Genomic DNA, 3,594 nt, shown 5'->3' with positions numbered 1-3,594 from the left:
GTAAAGATCTCGTCGGCGTCGGCGTCCAGGTGCTCGGCCTGCGACTGGCGGCAGTAGATGCCCAGCGGTACGCCGTCGTGCTCGGCCCGCCGGACGTGGTACGGCCCGGCGATCAACGAGAAGAAGTAGGTGGCCAGGGGCGCGCTCGGGGCGAACTCCCAGCGCCCGGGGGCCGGGTTGGCGGCCAGCTCGGCGTTGCCCGCGACGAGCCACTGCGGTGGTGCGGTCACCGAGAGGGTGAACGGGGCCTTGAGGTCGGGCTGGTCGAAGGCGGCGAAGATGCGCTGCGCGTTGTCGAGGAAGGACATCGCGTAGAGATAGGTCTCGCCGTCGGCCGGGTCGACGAAGCGGTGCATCCCCTCGCCCGCGTTGGAGTACGCCATCTCCGCCTCGACGACGAGCGTGTTCTCCGCGGCCAGGTCACCGATCGGCAGCCGGTTGTCGGTGAGCAGGTCGAGGTCGAGGTCACTGTCGTTGAGGCGTACCCCGAGCAGTTTGGCGGGCTTGACCTCGGCGAAGGTCGCGGCGCCGGCGGTCGCCCGGAACCGGATCTCGACGCGGGAACGGAACACGTCACCGTCACCGGTCAGGTCGAGGTCCACCTGATAGGACTCGACAGTAATCGCCGCGCCACGCGCGGTCGCCTCTACACGGGTCAGGCTCGGCATCCGCTTATCCTGCCCGATGGGGATCGGCACCCGGTCACCAGACGACCCTCGGCACTGGAGGAAAGAACCATGGCGCAGCACCCCAAGGGCGACTTCGACCTCTCTCGGGCGGTCTGGCAGCGGGCCGAGGGGGACACCTCCGACAGCGCCGTTGAGGTCGCGTTCGTCGACGACCTGATCGGCATGCGTAACTCGGCCGAGCCGGACGGGCCGGTGCTGGTCTTCACCCAGGCCGAGTGGGACGCCTTCGTGGCCGGCGCGCAGGACGGCGAGTTCGACCTGGACTGATCGCGCCCGCCGACCCGTCGGTGCTGGATCGCCGTGCCGGTGCCCGTGCTGCGGACACCGGCACGGCCACGCGGGCGGCCGGGTCGACGCCCTCCCGGGTCGACCACCCGGGGCCGCTGGTCAGTCATCGCCAGGGCCGTCGCCGCCGCCCCAGCCGAGGCCACCGGGACCGGGGGCGTGGTGGAAGCCCGGGTGGTCGGCCACGTCGACGCAGCGCTCCCCGTCCGGGCCGACCGCGCCGCAGAACAGCCGCTCGGCCCGCTGCCAGGCGTCGGCCGGTGACAGGGCCGCCGCCCCGAGTGCCACCTCCGAGCGGAGCAGGCTCAACGCCTCGGCGTACGCCACTGCCAGTTCACGCGCCTCGGCCGGGCCGGGCGCGGTGAAGCCCAGGTGCACTGTGAAGAACCGGTGCGGACGGGTGGGCCGCCGTGGTGGCCCGATCAGTGACCGCCCGTCGCGGCCTCCGCCCAGTGCTCCGGCCGCTCGCCGCTGCCGCCAGTGCGGCGATCTGTTGTCACGCATCCGCCCTCCCCGTGGTTGTCCCACCAGCAGCAAACCAGGTTCCGCCGCCCCTGGGAGGGGCCAGCCGCACCGGGGTTCAGCGGCGTCGACCGGGGTAACCGCGGTGGGCGGCGGCGACCAGCCGCGCCCGCGCGTGAGGAGACCCGATGGCGACCATGCCGGCCGACCGCAGCCCGGACAGCACCCTCGCACTGCTGCGCGCCGGTTACCGGTTCGTCAGCGAGCGCTGCGAGCGGTACGGCAGCGACGTCTTCCAGACCCGGATCCTGCTCACCCCGACCATCTGCCTACGGGGCCGGCCGGCGGCGGAGCTGTTCTACGACAACGACCGCTTCCAACGTGACACCGCGATGCCGCTGCGCGTGCAGCGGACCCTGACCGGTCGGGGTGGGGTGCAGGGCCTGGACGGGCCGGAGCACGACGACCGCAAGGCCATGTTCATGTCGATCATGACACCGACCGCGATCCGGCAACTCGGCCAGCTCTTCGACGACGAGTGGCGGACCCGGATCACCGCCTGGGAGGGCGCCGGCCCGGTGTCGCTCTACGACGAGCTGGGCCGGTTGCTGACCCGGGTGGTCTGCGCCTGGGCCGGGGTGCCACTGCCGACGTCGCAGGTCGAGCGCCGTGCCACCGAGCTGCACGCCATGATCGAAGCCCCAGCGGCGATCGGCCCCCGGCACTGGCGGGGGCGGCTCGCCCGGTACCGCGCCCAACACTGGCTCACCGACCTCGTCGAACGGACCCGGGTCGGCTCAGCCCCGGCGCCGGCCGGCAGCGCCCTGGCCGTGATCGCCGAACACCGGGACCGAGCCGGCCGCCTCCTCCCCCGCCGGATCGCGGCGGTGGAGCTGCTCAACGTGTTGCGCCCGGTGGTCGCCGTCGACCAGTACATCGCCTTCGCCGCGCTCGCCCTGCACGACCATCCGGCCTGGCGGGAACGGGTCCGCGACGACGACGAGGCCACCGAGCACTTCGTCCAGGAGGTCCGCCGCTACTACCCGTTCCTGACCGGCACGACGTCCGCCCCGCTCCCGCCGTCGCGCCGGAGCGGGGCGGACGTCGTTCACCGCTCACACGTCAGGGTCAGGCCGTCGGGCACCGCACTGGTCGCCACGAGCAGACCGAAGGTCGTCGCCGTGTCCAGCGCCAGCGCCCCGTTGTACGACGCGTTGCGCACCGTGACGTCGGTGCCGGTCGTCTCGGCCACCCCGCCCCAGGCCGCCTGGACCCGCTCGTCACCGGACCACCGCCAGGAGACGCGCCACCGGTCCAGCGGCAGCGTCCCGGTGTTGCGGACGGTGACCGTCGCGACGAAGCCGCCGCCCCAGTGGGTGTCGATCGTGGCCGTCGCACGGCACGAGGTCAGCGGGGCGGTGCGCCCCGAGGCGATCACGTACGGGTCCCGCCGGCCCTCCACGTCGGTGAACCGGTACCAGTACTCGGTGCCGGGCGTCAGCCGGTCGATGGTCACCGAGCCGTTGCGCTCCGGCCCGGAGACACCCTCGGCGACGACGGCCCGCCACTGTTGGGCGTCCTCGCGGCTGGTGAAGAGGCTGACGGTCATCGGCGGGTCGTAGCCGCAGGGCGGGCGGAAGAAGATGGAGTACGAGATGGTCAGGCTCGTGGTGGTGGCCCCGGCCACGCTCGCGCTGATCGGCAACGCCGGCGGGCAGGTCGGCGTCGGTGTCGGCGTCGGTGTCGGGGTGGAAGACGGCGTGGGCGTCGCCTCGGCGGCGGTGGTCGTCCCGGCCCAGGCGGCCAGCGCCATGGTCGTGACAGCGAGGAACATGCGAAGCATCGGTACCTCCGTGGTTGCCGGGCACCGATGACCGAGGGGGTGGCCGGTGCCGCGCTCGGTTTCCGGTCGCCGACGAGGCTGCCCGGCACGGGTGACGTGGCCACCTCGTGCGCCCTGTGGACCGGAGGAGAACTGGTGCGCGCTGGCTCCCCGCGCACTACCGAACCACAGCATGGCAGTCGACAGGAATCGATACAACACGATCCCATCGTCCGTCGTCAGGGAGACGGGTCGACCCGCACCCGGTCGCTCTCGTGGTCGGAAAGGAAGGACGCGAGTGCCTGCCCCTGCTCCCCCACAGCCTCCCGTTCGGCC

The 3,594-nt window shown here is 72.6% G+C and carries 5 protein-coding genes and 1 pseudogene; 2 read left to right on the top strand and 4 right to left on the bottom strand.

Translation table 11 applies throughout. The annotated features are described in order from the left end of the window. Positions 1 to 668 (bottom strand): annotated as a pseudogene (locus KBX53_RS26300) (aminopeptidase N); the annotation flags it as partial. Between the two features lie 69 nt (positions 669 to 737). Between KBX53_RS26300 and KBX53_RS26295 the strand changes: the two are divergent. After that, on the top strand, positions 738 to 956 hold the full coding sequence (locus KBX53_RS26295) for a DUF397 domain-containing protein (protein WP_030336536.1): 219 nt from the start codon (positions 738 to 740) through the stop codon (positions 954 to 956). A 120-nt stretch (positions 957 to 1,076) separates the two neighbouring features. Here the strand turns inward: KBX53_RS26295 and KBX53_RS26290 are convergent, their stop codons facing one another. The 3 genes from KBX53_RS26290 to KBX53_RS26280 form a co-directional block, all read right to left on the bottom strand. Beyond that, entirely contained in the window at positions 1,077 to 1,478 is a 402-nt protein-coding gene (locus KBX53_RS26290) for a hypothetical protein (RefSeq protein ID WP_030336538.1), read from the bottom strand. A 755-nt stretch (positions 1,479 to 2,233) separates the two neighbouring features. After that, on the bottom strand, positions 2,234 to 2,548 hold the full coding sequence (locus KBX53_RS36575) for a hypothetical protein (RefSeq protein ID WP_247676246.1): 315 nt from the start codon (positions 2,546 to 2,548) through the stop codon (positions 2,234 to 2,236). Then, on the bottom strand, positions 2,545 to 3,045 hold the full coding sequence (locus tag KBX53_RS26280) for a cellulose binding domain-containing protein (protein ID WP_247676247.1): 501 nt from the start codon (positions 3,043 to 3,045) through the stop codon (positions 2,545 to 2,547). Before KBX53_RS26280 ends, KBX53_RS36575 begins: the two co-directional genes overlap by 4 nt. Before the next feature lie 46 nt (positions 3,046 to 3,091). Here KBX53_RS26280 and KBX53_RS36570 point away from each other — a divergent pair, with 46 nt between their 5' ends. Continuing rightward, complete coding sequence (locus KBX53_RS36570; protein ID WP_247676248.1) at positions 3,092 to 3,310, top strand: hypothetical protein; 219 nt, start codon at positions 3,092 to 3,094, stop codon at positions 3,308 to 3,310. Positions 3,311 to 3,594 lie beyond the last annotated feature (284 nt).

It is taken from the genome of Micromonospora sp. M51 (assembly GCF_018070305.1).
Classification (GTDB): domain Bacteria; phylum Actinomycetota; class Actinomycetes; order Mycobacteriales; family Micromonosporaceae; genus Micromonospora; species Micromonospora parva.
This window is presented reverse-complemented; position numbering and strand designations above follow the sequence as displayed.

Excerpts from the sequence above, each read along its gene's own strand:
- KBX53_RS26295 (WP_030336536.1), top strand. The coding sequence starts at position 738 with ATGGCGCAGCACCCCAAGGGCGACTTCGACCTCTCTCGGGCGGTCTGG.
- KBX53_RS26290 (WP_030336538.1), bottom strand. The coding sequence starts at position 1,478 with ATGCGTGACAACAGATCGCCGCACTGGCGGCAGCGGCGAGCGGCCGGA.
- KBX53_RS26280 (WP_247676247.1), bottom strand. The coding sequence starts at position 3,045 with ATGACCGTCAGCCTCTTCACCAGCCGCGAGGACGCCCAACAGTGGCGG.
- KBX53_RS36570 (WP_247676248.1), top strand. The coding sequence starts at position 3,092 with ATGGTCAGGCTCGTGGTGGTGGCCCCGGCCACGCTCGCGCTGATCGGC.